Annotated in this window: 17 protein-coding genes and 1 tRNA gene; 9 read left to right on the forward strand and 9 right to left on the reverse strand. The window is 28.5% G+C overall.

What is annotated here, in order from left to right; all coding sequences use genetic code 4:
• The first annotated feature begins 110 nt into the window (after nucleotides 1-110).
• Nucleotides 111-473, forward strand: coding sequence for a S1 domain-containing protein (locus tag EXC46_RS01360; RefSeq protein WP_027333836.1), 363 nt, complete (start codon nucleotides 111-113; stop codon nucleotides 471-473).
• A gap of 224 nt (nucleotides 474-697) precedes the next feature.
• Here the strand turns inward: EXC46_RS01360 and recA are convergent, their stop codons facing one another.
• The 5 genes from recA to truB all read right to left on the reverse strand — a co-directional run bounded on the left by recA (nucleotide 698) and on the right by truB (nucleotide 4,726).
• The gene (gene recA / locus EXC46_RS01365; protein WP_129622116.1) at nucleotides 698-1,690 is read right to left on the reverse strand and encodes a recombinase RecA; all 993 of its coding nucleotides are present in this window, start codon (nucleotides 1,688-1,690) and stop codon (nucleotides 698-700) included.
• 118 nt (nucleotides 1,691-1,808) lie between these two features.
• Nucleotides 1,809-2,075 (reverse strand): 30S ribosomal protein S15, encoded by a 267-nt coding sequence (rpsO, locus tag EXC46_RS01370; protein WP_027333838.1) that lies wholly within the window; start codon nucleotides 2,073-2,075, stop codon nucleotides 1,809-1,811.
• Between the two features lie 133 nt (nucleotides 2,076-2,208).
• Nucleotides 2,209-3,063 (reverse strand): FAD synthase, encoded by an 855-nt coding sequence (locus EXC46_RS01375; RefSeq protein ID WP_052353024.1) that lies wholly within the window; start codon nucleotides 3,061-3,063, stop codon nucleotides 2,209-2,211.
• Nucleotide 3,064: 1 nt separating this feature from the next.
• Entirely contained in the window at nucleotides 3,065-3,886 is an 822-nt protein-coding gene (locus tag EXC46_RS01380) for a YcsE-related riboflavin metabolism phosphatase (RefSeq protein WP_044888944.1), read from the reverse strand.
• Between the two features lie 3 nt (nucleotides 3,887-3,889).
• Nucleotides 3,890-4,726, reverse strand: coding sequence for a tRNA pseudouridine(55) synthase TruB (gene truB / locus EXC46_RS01385; protein WP_027333840.1), 837 nt, complete (start codon nucleotides 4,724-4,726; stop codon nucleotides 3,890-3,892).
• Nucleotides 4,727-4,888: 162 nt separating this feature from the next.
• On the opposite strand from truB, the gene gmk reads away from it, so the two are divergent.
• From gmk to EXC46_RS01410, 5 genes are read left to right on the forward strand one after another with little or no spacing between them, the layout of a single operon-like run.
• Nucleotides 4,889-5,497 carry a guanylate kinase gene (gmk, locus tag EXC46_RS01390; RefSeq protein WP_044888945.1) on the forward strand — a complete coding sequence of 203 codons (609 nt, stop codon included), beginning with the start codon at nucleotides 4,889-4,891 and terminating at the stop codon, nucleotides 5,495-5,497.
• Nucleotides 5,490-6,269 (forward strand): PP2C family protein-serine/threonine phosphatase, encoded by a 780-nt coding sequence (locus tag EXC46_RS01395; RefSeq protein WP_052353025.1) that lies wholly within the window; start codon nucleotides 5,490-5,492, stop codon nucleotides 6,267-6,269. The genes gmk and EXC46_RS01395 overlap by 8 nt, the downstream gene beginning before the upstream one ends.
• Nucleotides 6,256-7,227, forward strand: coding sequence for a serine/threonine-protein kinase (locus EXC46_RS01400; protein WP_027333843.1), 972 nt, complete (start codon nucleotides 6,256-6,258; stop codon nucleotides 7,225-7,227). The genes EXC46_RS01395 and EXC46_RS01400 overlap by 14 nt, the downstream gene beginning before the upstream one ends.
• Before the next feature lie 4 nt (nucleotides 7,228-7,231).
• The gene (gene rsgA / locus EXC46_RS01405; RefSeq protein ID WP_027333844.1) at nucleotides 7,232-8,080 is read left to right on the forward strand and encodes a ribosome small subunit-dependent GTPase A; all 849 of its coding nucleotides are present in this window, start codon (nucleotides 7,232-7,234) and stop codon (nucleotides 8,078-8,080) included.
• Nucleotides 8,081-8,089: 9 nt separating this feature from the next.
• Nucleotides 8,090-8,746: a ribulose-phosphate 3-epimerase gene (locus EXC46_RS01410; RefSeq protein WP_027333845.1), complete on the forward strand. Its 657-nt coding sequence runs from the start codon at nucleotides 8,090-8,092 to the stop codon at nucleotides 8,744-8,746.
• A gap of 54 nt (nucleotides 8,747-8,800) precedes the next feature.
• Here the strand turns inward: EXC46_RS01410 and EXC46_RS03725 are convergent, their stop codons facing one another.
• Complete coding sequence (locus EXC46_RS03725) at nucleotides 8,801-8,941, reverse strand: hypothetical protein (protein ID WP_165005586.1); 141 nt, start codon at nucleotides 8,939-8,941, stop codon at nucleotides 8,801-8,803.
• Between the two features lie 40 nt (nucleotides 8,942-8,981).
• Here EXC46_RS03725 and EXC46_RS01415 point away from each other — a divergent pair, with 40 nt between their 5' ends.
• Entirely contained in the window at nucleotides 8,982-10,670 is a 1,689-nt protein-coding gene (locus EXC46_RS01415; RefSeq protein ID WP_129622107.1) for an IS1634 family transposase, read from the forward strand.
• A gap of 158 nt (nucleotides 10,671-10,828) precedes the next feature.
• Here EXC46_RS01415 and EXC46_RS01420 read toward each other — a convergent pair whose 3' ends face one another.
• From EXC46_RS01420 to EXC46_RS01430, 3 genes are all read right to left on the reverse strand, one after another.
• On the reverse strand, nucleotides 10,829-11,605 hold the full coding sequence (locus EXC46_RS01420; RefSeq protein ID WP_129622117.1) for a hypothetical protein: 777 nt from the start codon (nucleotides 11,603-11,605) through the stop codon (nucleotides 10,829-10,831).
• A gap of 70 nt (nucleotides 11,606-11,675) precedes the next feature.
• On the reverse strand, nucleotides 11,676-12,977 hold the full coding sequence (locus tag EXC46_RS01425) for an amidohydrolase (protein WP_027333793.1): 1,302 nt from the start codon (nucleotides 12,975-12,977) through the stop codon (nucleotides 11,676-11,678).
• A gap of 32 nt (nucleotides 12,978-13,009) precedes the next feature.
• A tRNA-Lys gene (locus EXC46_RS01430) sits at nucleotides 13,010-13,085 on the reverse strand.
• A gap of 124 nt (nucleotides 13,086-13,209) precedes the next feature.
• Here EXC46_RS01430 and gltX point away from each other — a divergent pair.
• Nucleotides 13,210-14,619, forward strand: coding sequence for a glutamate--tRNA ligase (gltX, locus tag EXC46_RS01435; RefSeq protein WP_027333792.1), 1,410 nt, complete (start codon nucleotides 13,210-13,212; stop codon nucleotides 14,617-14,619).
• A gap of 15 nt (nucleotides 14,620-14,634) precedes the next feature.
• Nucleotides 14,635-15,036 (forward strand): hypothetical protein, encoded by a 402-nt coding sequence (locus EXC46_RS01440; protein WP_027333791.1) that lies wholly within the window; start codon nucleotides 14,635-14,637, stop codon nucleotides 15,034-15,036.
• Nucleotides 15,037-15,065 lie beyond the last annotated feature (29 nt).

Here is a 15,065-nt window from a genome sequence, read left to right on the forward strand (position 1 = left end):
TAACAAGTTTTTTTCTTTTTTATTAGTACGAAAATATCTATAATATAGTGCTAAAAATTATTTTATTAAAAATTTTATTTTTTATTTTCTCTTTATTTATAATTAATATTATGGAATATAAAAATAGAGATATTGTAGTAGGAAAAGTTTTACAAGTTGGTAAAAAATTTGCTGTGTTAGAAACCAAAGATGCTGCGCGTTTTTTAATTTATAGAAATGAAATTAGTGATTTTCACAAACATAAAGCAACTGATATTTTATTTCCTAACGATATTGTCAACTTTGTAGTTTTATCTTTTAATAATTCAAAAAGACAAGGGGTTGGAAGTTTTAAACTTAACCATCCAAATTATATGTATTCTCCATTTGTTTATAAATTAAAAGAAACTAGAAGTGGTTTTCGAAATCTTTTGAATTACACAATGGGTAGCGTAAAAGAAATGCAAAAAGAAAATGAATACAAGAAAAAATAACAAAGTAACAAAAGAAATTTAAAGACGACTTTTTAGTCGTTTTTTTTGTGCTTTTTACACAAAAAGCAATGAAAAAGGAGCAAAACAATGTTTTGCTCCCCTTACTGCTTATTATTTAAGTGAAAGGCGGGATATATCGCAAGCAGTGATAACTCATAGTTATCTCATTCTTGTCTGTGACAAGCATTAATAATATTTTAACATACTTTAAAATTTTTTGCAAATTATTTTTTTGTTATTTCGATTAATTTATTTTGTAGATCTAAATCTTTTTCTAGGTACTCTTTCATATTTTTTTTGCCTTGAGCAATGTTTTTATCATTGATGCTATATCATGAACCTTTTTTATCTAAGATTCCTTCTTCAACAGCAATATCAATTAATTCGCCTCAGTTGTCGATTCCACGAGCAAAATAAATTTCACTAGTAGCGGTTTTGTAAGGAGCTGATAATTTATTTTTTACTACTTTGAATTTTATTTCGTTACCAATGATGTCCTTAGTTTCATTAATTGTTGCGCCTTTACGTACTTCGATTCGAATACTTGAATAAAATTTTAAAGCACGGCCTCCAGGTGTTGTTTCGGGATTTCCGAATATTACACCAATTTTTTCTCTAATTTGGTTAATAAAAATAATTGCAGTTTTATTTTTATTTAAGCTACCTGTTGTTTTACGAAGTGCTTTAGACATTAAACGTGCTTGTAAACCTATTTGTTGATCAACCATTTCGCCATGTAGTTCAGCTTCTGGAACTAATGCAGCAACTGAATCAACAACAATTAAATCAACTTTCCCTGTTTTAGCTAGAATATCAACAATCTCTAAAGCTTGTTCACCCGAATCTGGCTGTGAAAGAATTAAATTATCGACATCTACACCTATATTTGCAGCATAACCAGGATCAATTGAATGTTCTGCGTCAATAAGTGCGGCAATTCCGCCAGATTTTTGAATTGAAGCAATAGCATGTAATGCTAGTGTTGTTTTACCACAGCTTTCAGGACCATAAATTTCAATAATTCTACCTCTTGGAAAACCACCGATTCCTAACGCTTTATCTAAAGCATAACTTCCGCTGTGAAAAGTTTCGATCGAAACATCAGGGATATCTCCGAGCAACATTATTGCTTCTTTACCGTATTTTTTTTCAATTTCTTTAATTGCATCCTTGATTTCTTTTTCAGAATCAATTGTGATATTTTTATTTGTTTCCATTTTTCCTCCCATTATATAAATATTTTTTTTCGAGATATGTACAAATAAAAAACAAAAAAATCTTTTAATACGTTTTTGTTCGCAAAAACAACGTACTAAAAGATTTGTCTGAATATTATTATTTACGGATGTTAAGTTCAACTAAAGTTTTTGAGTAAGTTTCTAAATCATTTTCTTTTAAGTGTTTAAGTAAAACTTTACGTTGTGCAATTTTAGCCAAGAAACCTCTACGTGAGTGGTTGTCTTTAGGGTTTTTTAAGAAGTGAGGTTTAAGTGATTCGATGTCTTCTGTAAGGATAGCGATTTGAACCACAGCGTTACCTGTATCTTTTTCATTTTTTCCGTATTTTTTAATTAATTCGGCTTTTCTTTCTTTTGAAACCATAATAATCTCCTTGATTTTGTATTATGTTTTATTCCTAGTTATTACTTTTAAAAAGTAATACCAAGAATAAAATTTATGTTTTTTGCAATTTTGAAAGTAAATTTGCTTATTTATTATAACACTTTAAATAAAACTAGAAAGTGAATTTTTCTCTTGTTTTTTCAATGTCAATACTCTTAATTTCATCGTCTAAATGTGACTTAATTAAACGAATTTCCGAATCAAATTCAAAGTATAAAAATTGATTTTTCGAAGGTTCATATTCTTCATTATCAACTAAAATATACTCTCATTTTTGCTTCGTATTAATGTGCAAAAGGCCGTAGAATGCGTATTTTTGGTCATAGAAAATTCCACAGTAAATTCCTGGGTGAATTTGAGTATATTTCAAGTTATCACGCATTACGGTATTTGGATCAATATTGCTTATTTTAAAAGAAATGGTGTAATTATTGACTAAATATTTATTTAAATCTTCAATTTCTCCAAATAATAATTTTTCTTTAAGTAGGGAAGTGCTAATTTTTATACCTGTTTGCTTGAGTAATTGGATTATATAAACATTTGCTAATGGTAGGAATTTTGCAATATCATGTGAGGTAGCACTTGCTCCTTTTCCAAATTTAAAATCTTCACCTACAAAGATATTGACAGGCAAATTATTTGTTAATTTTTGGAGGAATTGCTCGGGCTGCATTAATCCAATTTTTGAGAAATTAAGCTCTACAATACAGTCGAATTCAAGTTGAGCAAGCGATCAGTATTTAGCAGTTCGATCTGTAAAAGCTTGACTTTTGCTAATTGGCAAATCATCGTTATTAAAAGTTATAAGTACTTTTCGACCGTTGCTTTTCTTTTTTAGCATTTCATTGTAAATTGTTTGATGGCCGATGTGAAATGATTCAAAAGCACCAATCATAAAATTGTCGTTTTGTTTTGGAACAAATTCATCGAATTGGTAAATTATAACTTTATCTTTTTTTGACATATTAAATAAGTTTTAATTCTTTTAATTTTCAGTAAACTCCATCATATTCACAATCAATTGCTACATCGTTAGCAACACGTTTGATTTTATCATTTGCTCTTTCCATAGCTACACCGTAACCTGCATCGCGAATCATCTCGTAATCGTTTGAGCTATCTCCAAAAGCAATGATATTGTCCATTGTTAAATTTAAATGTTTAGCTAGTTTTTCAAGAGCATTACTTTTAGTAATGTTTTTAGGACTGATGAAAAATCCTTTTGTTCATCTTGCTGAAATTTCCATTTCATAATTATTTTCAATAATATATTTTTCAATTTGATCACTGAGTTCTCTTGTGTTGTCGCAATTAATAGTAATAACGAACAAATCTGTACGAGAAAGCATAGCTTCTTCGAAGTTGTGATAATTATGTTTGAAAGGTTTAATAAATCAAGAATCTAGATTTAATGATGGTGATTTGTAGACTTTATTAAAATCTGTTACTGAAAAACCATTCATTTGATCTTTGAACTTGTTATATAAGTCAATCACTTCTTCTTTCACTAATGTACTTTTATATAAAAAATTCTTTTCTTTATTATTTCAAATAAATGCTCCGTTGGCACCAATGAAATAATCAACTGGAGCTAGTTGTTCTAAAAAATCTCCAATTGTGGCAAATTCTCTAGCTGTACTAACTACTGTTGTAATTCCATTTGCTTTAAGAGCAGGGAAAACACTTTTTGTCTTGTCCGAGAATTTGAGTGATGCATTTGGTAAAAGTGTTCCGTCAACATCAAATGCTGCTAGTTTAATCATTTGTTTTAAATTTTTGATATTCATAATTTATTTCAACCTTTCTGTAAATACTTTTTTAGGAGCGAACCTATTCTCTTTAATCTCACCAATTGCTGCAATTTCGTTTTTTGAATTTAAAGCAAAAACAACACCATTTGGTAATTTGCTAGAAAATCTTCTGCCATATTTGAGTTGTTCTTTTTCATAATCGTTTAATTTGAATTTAGGTAACTGAATAATTTGGTCAATTTTAATTTCTTCGTAGCAATCTTCAAGTAATGAATTTAATTCAATATTACCACAAGCAATTCTTTTTAATTCTGTCATTACGCAGCTATTATTAAATTGCTTTGCAATATCTACAAGAATACTTCTTACATAGCTTCCTTCTGAAACGTGCATATAGAAAGTTGCTTCTTGCTTTTCAAAAGAAAAATCTATTAATTCTAGTTTATAAATCTTAATTTTTTGAGGTTTTAAGTTTATTTGTTGCTTTTCACGAGCATAATCGTATGCCTTTTTTCCGTTTATTTTTTTAGCACTATAAATTGGAGGGATTTGTTCTGTAAAATGTTTCACAATTTCAATACTTTTTAAAATTTCGTCTTTAGTAACTAATGGAAGATTGAGATTGATAACTTCAGTATCAATATCATATGAATCTGACTTAAAACCAAATTTACACTTTGCTAAATAAGTTTTAGTTTTATTTTCAATATATTGTAATAATTTAGTATCTTCCTCGGTCGCGACAATCATTAAACCACTTGCTAATGGATCTAAAATTCCGGTATGCCCGATTTTTTTGGTGTTTATTTTTTTACCTAAATCACGAATAGCTTTATTAGCATAAATTCCTTTAGGTTTATTGTATTTATAAAACATTTTACTCCTACTGAAATATACTTTTTTCTTTGATTTGCATCAAGTATCATTATTTTACTAAATTTTGCTTCAATTTATTTGGTTGAATATGAAAAAACAAAATCAAATATTAACCATAATTTCCAGATTTTATGTACTAAAATGCTATAATAAAACTTAATTATGAGTAGAGAAGTGAAAAAGAAAAATCCTATTATTATTTTTAGTGGTCCAAGTGGTGTTGGAAAAGGTACAATCGAAAGATTGCTTTTTAATTTTGATGAACTAAATCTTTCATTATCTTGTTCTGCTACAACTAGAAAAAAAAGAGAAGGTGAACTTGATGGTGTTCACTATCATTTTATTGATGTTGATGAATTTAGAGACAAGATTAAGAAATTTAAATTTTTAGAATTTTCATATCACCTTGGTAATTACTATGGAACTTTATATTCAGAATTAGATCGAATTCATAAAAAACATAAAGTTCCTATGCTTGAAATTGAAACAGGCGGAGCCAAACAAGTTATTGCAAAACTTATGGACTCAAAAAATCGAGAAAAATACAACCTAATTACTATTTTTGTTTTACCTCCTTCAATTGAAGAATTAAAACGTAGAATTATCAACCGTGGTAGTGAGGATGATGAAACTTTAAAATTAAGACTTTTAAAAGCAGAAAAAGAACTTGCAGAATGTGATATTTTCAAATACCAAATAATTAATGACGAACCTAATCGAGCAGCAGAAGAAATTAGAAGCATCTTACATAAGGAATTACAAATTGATTAAGTTTGCATCAAAATCCTTTAAAGGAGATTATCGAGCTAAAAACGACGACCGAGTTGCTGTTGTCACAAATGATTATGGTCATATTTTAGCTGTTTTATGCGATGGAATGGGTGGCCATTCATTTGGTGATTTTGCTGCAAGTAATTTAATTAATTCATTAACTGTTTCATTTAATGAGGAATATATTTATCAAGATCCGATTCAATCAAAAAAATGAATCACTACAGCAATTGAAGAAGCAAAAAGAGAGCTCAAAAAAGCTGCTGAGCAGGATTCTGCGAAAATTCACATGGGAACTACACTAGTAGCAGCTTTAATTATTCCGAAAGAAAAAAGAATTTTTATTTTTAACGCAGGTGATTCAAGAGCATATGTTTACACTAACAAAAATGAGTTAATTCAAATTACTCGTGATCAGAATTTTGGAAATTCACTAGTAGATAAAGGAATTGATAGCGATAATGCTTTTAGTCATGAAAATTCAAGATATTTAACTAGTGCTATTGGACCTAATTTAAATACAACAATTGAAATTTATGATCTTGAAGCTAAAAGTTATGAAAATATCCAAAAAATACTTTTAACCTCTGATGGTGTACATGAGTTTTTATATCACAATGAACTACAACACTTAATTTCTCAAGATAAAGATGCCGAGCAATTAGTTGAAGATTTTATTTCAAGAGCTGTAATTAGCCAATCAAATGATAATATGAGTGCAATAGTTGTTGATTTTGGTACCAAGGAAGGTGTGCAAAATGAATATCACTAAAACTTCTAAAATTTATGAAAAGTACGAAATCAAAAGCAAAATTGGTGGTGGTGGAATGGGAACTGTTTTTCTTGTCCATGATAAAGCTACTAATGAACCATTTGCTCTTAAATATCGTCACAACGATTTTAATGAAACTAATAAAAAACGTTTTCGTAACGAAAAAGAACTTCTCAAAAAAATAAACTCAAAAAGAATCCCAAAATTAGTTGACGAGTATGAAGATGACAAGGAACAATATTATGTCATGGAGTACATTGAAGGTATTACTTTATATTCGAAAATTAAAGATAACGGGCAACTCGATACAAAATTAGCAGTTAACTTTGCAAAGCAAATTGCAGAAGCAATTGGTGAAGTCCACTCTCATGGGATTATTCATAGAGACATTAAAAGTCAAAATATTTTAGTTGATAAATCGCAAAATATCAAGCTCATTGATTTAGGAATTTCCATTGGGGAAGAAACACAAAGACTGACAAAAACTAATGCCGTAATTTGTAGTCCTTATTATGCAGCTCCTGAATTAAGCACTAAAAATGCAAAAATAACTAAAGCTGTTGACATTTATGCACTTGGAGTTGTTCTTTATGAAATGTTAATTGGTAATTATCCTTTTGAAGGCGAAAGAGATGATCAAACCATTTTAATGCACCGTAATTCATCGTTTCCACGCCCTCGAGACCATCGAAATATACCGCAAGCACTTGAAAATGTAGTACTCAAAGCAACTGCTAAAAATGCTAAAGATCGTTATAAAGATGTTTGAGAGTTTATTAATGATCTTAAAACAGTTTTTAAAACAGAACGCATTTTAGAAAATCCAATCTCACAAAAAACAGGAAAACCAAAAAAGAACTTACCTGACTTTATTAATAGCAATGTTTTCTTAATAATTTCAATCTCTGTTATTTCTTCATTAATCATTACAATTTTTGTTTTAATTTCGGTTCTTTAAAATTATGAAAAATAATCAATATAAAGTTTTTTCAATTGTGGCAGGAATGTATAAATTGGTTAATAATCAAGAAGAAATTACTATTCCAGCTGCAGGTAAATTAAGATATTTAGAAATTCATCCAATAGTTGGTGATGAAGTGATTGTGTCAGAAGGAAAAATTGTTGAAGTTTTAGAGCGCAGAAATTCTTTTATACGTCCAAAAGTTGCTAATGTTGATCAAATGTTTGTCTTTATGTCAATTAAAGAACCTGAATTTCAACCTTATTTAGTTGACAAATATTTAGCAATTATTGAGCAAAAACAAATTAAACCGATTTTGTGTTTTACCAAAATCGATCTTGATCTAGAAAATAGCAAAAAATGATCAGAGTATTATCAAAACATGGGTTATGAAGTTTTTCTAATTGATAATACAAATTTCGATTCTAATGTGATTGATAAAATCAAAAAATCTTTAGTTCAAAAATATTCTGTTTTCATGGGTCAAAGTGGTGTTGGTAAAACTACAACACTTAATAGCTTGGGAAATTACAACTATGAAACACAAGCTATTTCAAAGGCATTAGGACGCGGAAAACACACAACTAGAGTTGTTACAATCATTCCATTTAATTCTGGTTATTTAATTGATACACCTGGTTTTTCTTCGTTAGATTTAGATCTTTCAAAAATTGAATTAGCGCAAAGTTATCGCACTTTTGCTACTTATAGCAAGATGTGTAAATTTCGTTCTTGCTTACATTCAAACGAACCAATCGAGTGATGTTATGTGAAACAAAATGTTGGAAAATCTTCCATTCCTTTGATTAGATATGAAAATTATTTAAAATTATTAAGTGAGATTAAATAGGGGGGAATTATGCAAAAATACGTTACACCAAGTTTATTAAACATTGAAGAAGGTCAGAGAATTCATGTTGCTAATGAACTTATTAAAAATGGAATCAAATGAATTCACTATGATATTATGGATGGTGAATTTGTTCCAAATACAGCTATTCCAGTTAAAGAAATAAAAGAAATAGATGAAAAAGGATTAAAACATATTAAAGATGCACACTTAATGGTTATCAATCCTTATGATTATGTGCCGCTTGTTTCGGAAATTTGTGATATTATTACTTTTCATTATGAAGCCATTATGGACGATTTAGAAAAATTTGAAGATTTTTTAGAAACACATTATCATGAGTTAAAAATTGGTTTAGCTATTAAACCAGAAACATCAGTTGATGAAATTAAACCTTTTTTAGATAAATTAGCTTTAGTCTTAGTTATGTCTGTTGAACCTGGTAAGGGCGGACAAAAATTTATGCCAATCGCACTGGATAAAATTAAACAACTTAAAGAAGAAAGAATTAAAAATAATTATGACTATTTAATTCAAGTAGATGGTGGAATTAATGCTGAAACAGGACCAATGTGCTTTAAAGCTGGAGCTGATGCTTGTGTTGCAGGAACATATTTAGTTTTCGAACCTACAAAAGAAAGAATTAATAGCTTACTTTGTAAATAATAAACAAAAAATAGCACCTAACAAAATTCTGCTAGGTGCTTTTTGTTTGCAAATTTAATATTTGATGTTTTGTTTTTCAAGTTCTTCACTAAAGCTATTTACGTATTCTTGATAAACAGATTCGATATTTGAATTTCCTGAGTTTCCAAGTTGGAAGCTCTTTTTTATACCTTTTACCTTATTACTTATATACATTGTATATAAGTACCATTTTCAATTATTTTAACTTTTTACAATGATTACAATGATAATAATGTATAATATAAATATGAGCAACTACATTTTGTATAAAAGAAAAAACCCAAAAGGGATTTACATTGCATTAGGAATATCAAAAGGATACGGTAAAGGGATTGGGAATTTAGTTGGATTAGGTTATTGAGAAGAAATTAAAGAAAAATATTCTCTACAAAACATCGATGATTTAAAACCAATTGCTAGATTGGTTCCTGTTGGAGAAGATAAAATTGAAGTTAAAACCAAATTTTTCCAATTGCTTAACCCAACATCTGTCGAAACAAATGTGAAAAACGTTGGTATTGAACTTATTTATAAAGTAATTAAAGAACTAGATTTATTTAAAGGATTACCTAAAACTAAACACAAATCTTTAGAAGAAGTATTGGAATTTATTGTTGCAACAAGAATAATTCAACCAAGAAGTTATATTTGTCAATACAAAAACAAAAATGATTTTTTACATGAGATAGATGTAAAAAAATCTTCAATTTATAACTATTTTGATACTTTTTTAGAATATAAAAATACAATTTTAGTCAATATTTATAACAAAATGCAAGAATTGACAACTAGAAACACAAAATTAATGCATTTTGATAATACAACTGTTTATTTTCAAAGTTTTTCAAGAGATGGTTTGAGACAAAGAGGTTTTTCTAAAGACGGAAAGCATGATGAAGATCAAATTGTTGTGGCTATGGCAGTTGATAATAATGGTATTCCTTTTCACTATAAAGTCTTCGAAGGAAATACTGGAGATTCTAAAACTCTTGTGAAATTTTTAATTGAAATGCAAAGAATTTACAAAACAAAAGACACAGTAATAGTTGCTGATAAAGGTATTAGTCAAAATGCAAATTTAAGATATTTAGAACAAAAAGGATATAAATATATAGTTCAGAAACGTATTGATATTCTTGGAAAAGAAGATAAAGCATTTATAGTAAATGATCAAGGGTTTGTTCAGGAAAATGATTATTTTACTAAATCTAGACTCGTCCAATCTGTTTGAGCTAAAAATAAAAATAAAAAAAGATATAGCGATACCTTTAGAAAACAATTTGTCTATTTTAGCCCTTCAAAACAAACTTTAGACAAAATAAAAAGACAAAATCTTATTAATAAATTGGAGAAAAAATCTATTAACGGTGAATTTCCATTAAGTGCTTTGGTTCCTGAATATAAGAAAAAGTATATGGATGTAGATGGTAAAACAGTTGGAAGATTAAATATCGAAAAAATTAAAAAAGTCGCTAATGAAGATGGTTTTTATATGATTGAAACCAACATAACAAATATAGATTCAAAAGAAGCGAATGAAATATATAAGGGACAATGAAAAGTGGAAGAAGGTTTTAGAACTTTAAAATCAGCAATCGAAGTTAGACCGATGTACGTCTATAAAGATGAACATATTCAATCTCATGTGTTTTTATGCTTTTTGTCTCTAATTGTTTTGAAATATTGCATTTATAAATTAAAGAAATTTTATAAAGATAATGGAGAGATCCAAAAACTCACAATGAATATGTTTATAGATGCATTGAAACTTATAACAATCACAACAAAGACTGTGAATGGTAAAGTTGTAAGTGAAATCAAGAATAATTTAGACCCAGAACATAAGGAATTAAACAAAATATATAGTGATTTTCAATATGTAGTGGATGGTCTATCATTGTAATTTAAAAGTACAAAAAACGAATACGCCTTATTTGTAGGTGTATTCGTTTTTTTCTTCATTACAACTTGGAAACGCAGGGAATTAATAGCTTACTTTGTAAATAATAAACAAAAAATAGCACCTAACAAAATTCTGCTAGGTGCTTTTTGTTTGCAAATTTAATATTTGATGTTTTGTTTTTCAAGTTCTTCACTAAAGCTATTTACGTATTCTTGATAAACAGATTCGATATTTGAATTTTGAAATTCGGAAGGGATTAGATGTATTCCTCAAATAATAAAGTATGTAAATCAAAGATTTTCTGCCTTATTTTCTTCGAAAGCATCAGTAAATTCTCTTACATTAATTTTGATTATTTTAAAAGGTAATTCATACATGTAAGGTTGTCATTTAAACTCAATATATGAATCTTCTAAAAACTCATTATTTTGGCTATATTTTTTATCAAAATATAAATCATTTTCGTCGAATGTTCAATTACTTAATATTTGATCAACTTGTTTTATTTTTCTTTTTCTAGTGTAAAAAAACGGAAAAATAAGTAACGAAAGCAAAATTGAGATAGCTCCTGTTAGTCCCATTGAAATATATGCAACAATTACATTATCTCGATCTATGAGCATCTCTATTGGAATTAAAAGAATAGAGCAAATAAATCAAATTCATGAACCTAAAACAAGTATTAGACAAGTTTTATTTTGTTTTTCTATTTTAGCTTTAAAGATATTTCATGCTTTTAAAAAAATAGCATTTGTCACATAAGAGTTTTTATGTTCATTTAGTAATATTATTTTCTTGTAAACAAGACTAAAACAACTTTTAAAAGTAAGTGTTGTATCCAATCTTTTTCTCATCTTCACCATAAAAAAGAATAGTGAAAATACTATGATAAAAAAGGGCGAAAAACCAATGATGAATTTTAGTTCTAAATACATTTTATCTCCTTTGTTTTTGCGCCAGATTTGCAAAAAATAGTTGCTAGCAGAAAAAACACTTTTGTTCTTTTTAGTTTTTTTGTATTTTTTTAGAAACTCTTTTAATTATTTTTTCTACTTGGTTAAGTATTTTTTCAATTTGCTCTTGTTCAATAATTTTGAATTTGCGATCTTCATAGAGAACTTTACCGTTAACTATAGTAGTTAAAACGTCCCCTTTGCTAGTTGAATAAACTAGTGAGTTAATGATGTTGTTTTGAGGTTTGTGTGCAGGATTGTTAATGTCTACAATTATTAAATCAGCAAGGAAACCTTTTTGAATTTTACCAAGCTCATTTTCCATTTGTAATGCTTTTGCAGCATTCACTGTTGCCATCTTCAGAATATCAAATGCTTTAATTCCAATTGGTGTGTTATTTTTGTATTTAGATAAAAGAGAAGCTATTTTTATAGTTTCAAACATGTCTAATGTGTTGTTTGAAGCTGCACCATCTGTTCCCAAAGTAATGTTAATACCTTCGTTTTGTAGATTTAATAAATCCATAATTCCTGAATTAAGTTTTAAGTTAGAAATTGGGTTATGTACTAAAGTAGCATCATTTTTTTTAATTGTTTGAATATCTTTGGCATTTAGATGAACAGCATGAGCAACAATACTTTTACTATTAACTAAATTAAATTGGTCAACTTTTTGAACAGGTGTTAAATTATGTTCTTTAAGTGAGTTTTCAACTTCGCTTCGAGATTCATTAAGGTGAATTGTAAGTAAAGCATCAAATTTTTCTTGTAACTCTTTTGCAATTTGAAGTGATTTATCGTTATTTGTATAAATTGCATGAGGAGCAACAATTGGGTTTATTAGTTTATTTTTCTCATATTTTGCGAAGAAATTTGATGTTTTAATTATTCTTGCTTCAAGGTCGTTTTTAGCGATTCCGTAACCTAAAAAAGCTCTCATTTTTAATTTTTGAGCAGCTTTTGCAGCCATATCTTCAAAGAAATACATATCTAAAAATGTTGTTGTTCCAGAAGCAATCATTTCGAGAATACCTACTAAAGCACCATAATAAATATCTTTTTGTGTTAGTTCGTCTTCAATTGGAAAAACGTAATTAAAAAGTCAATCTTCTAAATTGACATCATCGACATAGTTTCGAAGTAATGTCATGGCAACATGAGTGTGCGTGTTAATTAAACCGGGCATTACAAGATTTTTTTTGGCATCAATAACATAAGTTGGATTAAAATTTTGAATTTCTTTTCCGACGTGAAAAATTTTATTATTTAAAATATAGATGTTTTGATCTTTTAAAATTTCCTCTTTTTCCATCGTTAAAACGCAAGCATTTTTAATTAAAATTTTACTTTGCATATCGTACCTCTATTTTGGTCACAAATGTGAAATGGTACATCGTACAGGGTTCGAACCTGCGACCCGCTGGTTAAGAGCCAGCTGCTCTACCGACTGAGCTAACGATGCATAAATAATTATAAAACTTTTTATAATGGTTTTTTGTACAAATCAATATAATTTAAATAAACTTATATAAAGAAGAAAAACCTTTTATTTTAAATTAAAATTGTTTATTCAAAAAGGAGAATTTATGAAGAAGATTCGTACACGTTATGCTCCTAGCCCAACAGGGTATTTACACATCGGGGGAGCTCGAACAGCGCTATTTTGTTATTTATTTGCAAAACATTTTGGTGGTGATTTTATCTTCAGGCTTGAAGATACTGATGTTAAAAGAAATGTTGAAGGTGGAGAAGCTTCACAACTTGATAATTTAGCTTGACTTGGAATTATTCCTGATGAAAGTCCATTTAAACCAAACCCTGCTTGTGGACAGTACAGACAAAGCGAAAAATTAGAAAGATATCAAGAAGTAGCTAAAGAGTTATTGAACAAAGGTTTTGCCTATAAGGCATATGACACAACAGAAGAACTTGATGATCAAAAAGCAGAAAGTGATGCTAAAGGAATTCCAAGCTTTAGATACGATAGAAATTGACTTAAAATCTCAGAAGAAGAAAAAGAAAGAAGAGATAAACTTGGTCAATATTCAATTCGTCTAGCTATGCCAGATAATGTTGAGTATGCTTGAGATGATATTGTTCGTGGTGAAATTAAATTTAACTCAAGTGATCTTGGAGATTGAGTTATCTACAAATCTGATGGTTTCCCAACTTATAATTTTGCCGTAGTAGTTGATGATCATGATATGTCAATTTCTCACGTTTTAAGAGGTGAAGAGCACATTGGAAATACACCTAAGCAATTAGCTATTTATCAATTTTTAAATTGAGAAGCACCAAGATTTGGACACCTTACAATTATCACTAATATGGAAGGTAAAAAACTTTCAAAAAGAGATTTAACACTAAAACAATTTATTGAAGATTACAAAAATGAAGGTTACATGCCTGAAGGTATCTTTAACTTCCTTGCTCTTTTAGGGTGAACAAGTGCAGATGCGCAAGAAATTTTAAGTAAAGAAGAGTTAATTGCAAAATTTGATCCTGAAAGATTAAGCAAAAGTCCTTCAAAATTTGATATTAGTAAAATGAATTGATTCTCAAAACACTATCTTAAAGAAAAAGATGATGAACAATTAATCCAAATGATGAATTTAGAACAGCTAGGATTAGATTTTGAATGATTAAAACTTTTTGTTTCGACTTATAAGCAAAGCTGCGTGACTCTTACTGAACTTAAAAATTACTTAAATGATTATTTAAATGTTAAAAATGAACTTGATGTAGAACTTTCTGAAAATGATCAAAAAGTTATTACTGAATTTGCTAATATTTTAAAAAACAAATTAAACGAAAAACCTTTTTCAATTGAAATGATTCAAGAAGCTATTAATGAAACTAGTTCTAATTTAGGAGTTAAAGGTAAAAATTTATTTATGCCAATTCGTTTAGCAACTACTTTTAACGCTCATGGCCCTGAACTAGCTAAAGCGATTTTCTTATTCGGTGAAAAAGTAGTATTAGAAAGATTAAAATAATAACAGGAGATAATAATGAAAATTAATTTTAAATCAACAATCCACCAAAACGGAGAACAACAAGTTATTGAGTTTTCTTCACCAGTAGAAATTACTAAAGAAGGTAATTTTACTGTTTTCTCTTTTACAGAACCAAACTCTGATGTTCACAACCGTATTGAAGTTTCAGAACAAGAAATTAATATTTTTGCAGGTTCTACAACAGTTTTACTTAAAAAAGATCAAAACTTTGAGTTTCCATTAGTAATTCCAATGGAAGACGGAAGCGAACAAACTTTCGAATTAGTTTCTAACTGAACAAAAACACAATTTGATGCACCACATTATTATATGTTTGAATACTCTTTATCAAGAGTTGTAAATACTGAATCTGTATTAATTGGTTCATACACAATTGAACTTACTATTTCAGAATAGAAAACTTCGCTACTAAAGCGAAGTTTTAG

The sequence above is a fragment of the Mycoplasmopsis glycophila genome, from assembly GCF_900660605.1.
GTDB classification, from domain to species: Bacteria; Bacillota_I; Bacilli_A; order Mycoplasmatales; family Metamycoplasmataceae; genus Mycoplasmopsis; species Mycoplasmopsis glycophila.